The sequence below is a fragment of the Leptospira abararensis genome (assembly GCF_016918735.1).
Lineage (GTDB): Bacteria > Spirochaetota > Leptospiria > Leptospirales > Leptospiraceae > Leptospira_A > Leptospira_A abararensis.
Window position 1 is genome coordinate 1 of the sequence record NZ_JAFFPR010000049.1, and the last position, 3812, is coordinate 3812.

Annotated in this window: 3 protein-coding genes; all 3 read right to left on the reverse strand. The window is 34.8% G+C overall.

Annotation, left to right across the window (positions count from 1 at the left end):
* Positions 1–764 precede the first annotated feature (764 nt).
* The 3 genes from JWG40_RS13570 to JWG40_RS13580 all read right to left on the reverse strand — a co-directional run bounded on the left by JWG40_RS13570 (position 765) and on the right by JWG40_RS13580 (position 3717).
* Positions 765–1274, reverse strand: coding sequence for a hypothetical protein (locus JWG40_RS13570; protein ID WP_205286333.1), 510 nt, complete (start codon positions 1272–1274; stop codon positions 765–767).
* A gap of 205 nt (positions 1275–1479) precedes the next feature.
* A complete protein-coding gene (locus JWG40_RS13575; protein ID WP_205286334.1) occupies positions 1480–2619 on the reverse strand; it encodes a HEPN domain-containing protein in 1140 nt (379 codons plus the stop codon).
* Positions 2620–2811: 192 nt separating this feature from the next.
* Positions 2812–3717, reverse strand: a complete 906-nt coding sequence (locus JWG40_RS13580) for a DUF2971 domain-containing protein (RefSeq protein ID WP_205286335.1) — start codon at positions 3715–3717, stop codon at positions 2812–2814.
* Positions 3718–3812 lie beyond the last annotated feature (95 nt).

Below are 3812 nucleotides of genomic sequence, written 5' to 3' on the forward strand. Positions count from 1 at the left end.
TTTCCTCTCTTTTTTGCTTAAACTTATTAAATTTCGGTTTTAAATCGGTTTTTCGGGCATTTCGTATAACGAACTAGCTAACCGACGTAGGCTGGCCCTGAGCCTCCGTGCGGAGGCGTTAGGGATTGGCACGAGGCTTGCGCAAGCAAGAAGAGTGACAAAAGCCTATGTGCCGAAGGCCGAGCGAGGGCGCAAGTCCCGAAGCGAAGTGGTTAGCGGCAGTTAATTGCAGTTGGTTTTGTTTAGTATTTGCTACTAATACGAAGTGTTTGAAATCCCAGCGCGCAAATTTTCTTTCTTATTCTTTGTCTTTAAAGCCCGACAATCATTTTTGCAACATGGAAACCGTGCTCAAAACTTAATAGGAAGTGGAGCGAAATAAACCTCTTGTTTCTTATTCTTTTCTTTAAAGCGCTTGAATCATTAACGAAGTAATAAAATCGATTATCGAATTAATCAAAGTTGAACTGTAGCTTTTTAAGAAAAATTGCGCGCTGGTTTTTTTGAAGAGAATTAACCAATTGCAATTAACGAACTAGACTAACCGACGTAGGCTGGCCCTGAGTCCCAACGGGACGTTAGGGACTGGAACGACACTTGCGAATGCAAAGGGAGTGCCAGAAGCCTATGTGGCGCAGCCCAAGCGAGGGCGAAGACCCGAAGCGAAGCGGTTAGTCGCTGTTATGCGTAGTTTTCTTTCTAATATTGTCTTTGAGTCTTATTTTCTTCTAAAGAATAGCCTGTAACATCAGTAGAAAATCAAATTATTTAGGACTTCTGCATTTTATTAGTTTTGCTTCATTTTCGCTATAGTGGTAAGTTTTTCCGAATTGAAATTTACAGTCTCTATCACCGCAAAAATAGCCAAAAAAATGGGTCTCCTCATTAAAATTTTGACTATAAGCAAGAGCTTTGTCATCAATAAAGTATACTTTTTTTTCATCAAACCCTGTAGGGAATATTAGAATTGGTATCGGTAGAAGGAATATCCCGATGCCAATAAAATTCCAAGTAAAGCCATCACGATAGGCTATGTAATTACAGTTATTGTAGACGCCTGTTTTTGATGGTTCACCCCATTTGTCGATAATATCCTGTTTTGAGTATGAAGGAGGATTCAGAAAGTCTTTCGGATTTTCGAATGAATATTTTTTATCCGTAATCTCAAAATTATGTTCAACATACTCTCTAGGAGCAATCCTTCCAATTCCGTAGAAACAATTTGAAGTATTTAAGGCCAAGATAAATATTAGAAGAACTTTATATATTTTCATTTCTTTTGTTTATAATTTAGAAAATTACGCATAACGAACTAGGGGAGACGACGTTCCTCGTAGCTGAGCCTACGAAGTAGGCGTTAGCGTCGGCGCGCTTTTTGCGAGTGCAATAAAGCGTGACGGAGAGGAATGTGTCGCAGACCGAGCGAGGCCGTAAGTGCCGAAGCGAAGCGTTTCCCCGCTGTTATGCGAAGTTTGTTACTTACATTAAAAATTTCTGTGAAAAAAAGAATTCGTTAAGTTCATTTAGGTTGACAAATTTTTTCTTATAGATCAATTCGATTGTTCTTTCCAATATCGATAGAACTAGAGAATAATCCTGACCTAAATTGTAGGTATTTTTAAGAGAGCCGGAATGTACTACTTTGCTTCTTAGTTGATAGATTGATTTAACTCTATCTAAGATATTTTTTCTGTCTCCCTTTTCAAATAGAAATGCGGATTTTTCCGATATGGATGCTGTTATGCTTGAATAGTTTTCTGACTGAGGTGAGAATAGTGATTCCAAAGAAACTATTAGATTTAAATAGCGAGATTTAGCATCGTGTTCTGAATAGAATTTGCCTAACCATTCAGCAGAAGTGTTTATCGCGTCGTTTAGTTCCCCAGGCTTTTTTGATATCGCCATGGCTTTAGATAGAACCCTTTGTTTTTTTATATTTGTAATATCAAACGGATGCGTCGTTTTCAGTTTTTTGAAGCTGTAATCGTAGGAGTTATTGAGTTTAAAAAATATAGTTCTATCTTCAATTCTATTATTAGAAACACTTATGCTTGGGAAATGTCTGGAATATTTAAAAGCAATGGCCCGTAGCCAATTCAATCTACGATTCAGTAATTCAGTATATTTTTCTTCCAGATAATTGGAATCACCTAAATCTGTTATTTTCGCAATGGTTTCTGGTAATAAATTATATTCTTCTTTATTTTTGGATATTTTTGTGATTAATTTTTTGTTTAAAAGTTCAAATTCAAAGAAATTGTATTTGTTATTTATTCTGATTCCATTTACTGGAATGAAAAGAGTATAAGTTTTTTCAGTTACATTTTCTATGTTTAAACTAAATTCTTTAAACGACTTTTCGATAGAAATTTTCCCATTGTTTATATTATTTACGATTGATTCTAGGAATATCTGCTGAAAGGTTTTGTAGGAAATTTTTCTTTTGGTGTAAAAATTTTTATAAAGTAAGTATGTTAACTCTATAGCTTTTTTATTGAATATATACCCAAGTTCATTTTTTCCAGCGATATAGAGTCCGTTTATAATTCCAGTTTCGGAAAAGCCATCAGCTTCAATTTTATTGATAGTTTGACTGAAATGTAATATTTCTTTATTCATTATATTTTACAAATTTCGCATAACGAATTAGCCTTAACGACGTAGGCTGGCCCTGAGTCCCAACGGGACGTTAGGGACTGGAACGACACTTGCGGATGCAAGGGGAGTGCCAGAAGCCTATGTGTCGCAGACCGAGCGAGGGCTTGTCCCGAAGCGTAGCGTTAAGGCGCTGTTATGCGATGTGTTTGATTGTTAGAGTGCAAATGGAGATTTTGAAAAGTATATTTTATCTCTTATTGATACTCTATGTTTATTAAGAAATAGACTTAAAATATTTTCTTTAGTTCTATTTTCAGGTCCAAGCCAAATGCTTTCTAATTCATAGTTTGTGTCTTCTGTTGATTTGAATTGATGCGTTCTATATGGTATTAATTCCCTATTATTCTTGACTCTATAACTTAAATGTTCTCCAACGTATCTAGTTCGTAATCCTATAGCATCTGGATTTAAATTTGTTCTTGTATCGAGTATTTCAACAATTCGTATTTCCTCTTCTTGTAAAAAACTTCTATGTTTCTTTTGAAGAACTAATTTTTCGATATTAGGTGGAAAGTTTTTGAAGAATCCTTTTAGAACTAAAGAAATTAATTCATCCGCTAGATTATCTTGAGATTCTGAAATGTACTCGATTGGAAATATTCCTTTAAGATTTTTTGGAATTAGTATATTATAGTTAGGGATTTTTGGTTCAATATTTAGATTTTTAGTAAGGAATCCAATTGCCACTCCTCGACCTTTGTCTCCATACATATTCCATTGACTAAGGACATCTGGCTCTTTTGAGAAGCATGCAATAAAATAATCGCGAAGATTGATTTCAAATAAATGGAGGAAATCTCCTAAAATTTTTTTATTAGATTCATCAGCAATACTTTGAGCTCTTTGAATCAATACATGGAAAAATAAACGTGTATCAGATAAATCATTCATTGCAGTATGATGACTTAAATATAATTTACCTGATTCAATTATTTTTGTAAAAGATTCCAATGAACAATAATGGTAAACAACATCTGGAACAATTATTTCCTTTGTGGACGTTAGGAAATTTACCAAATCTGTTTCGGGATTCTCTTTTCTTTCTTCTTCTTTATTCATTTTTTCAAACATATCGCATAACGAATTAGGCTTACCGACGTTTCGTGTAGCTGAGCCTCTTTAGAGGCGTTAGCGTAACACGAAATGTGCCTTTA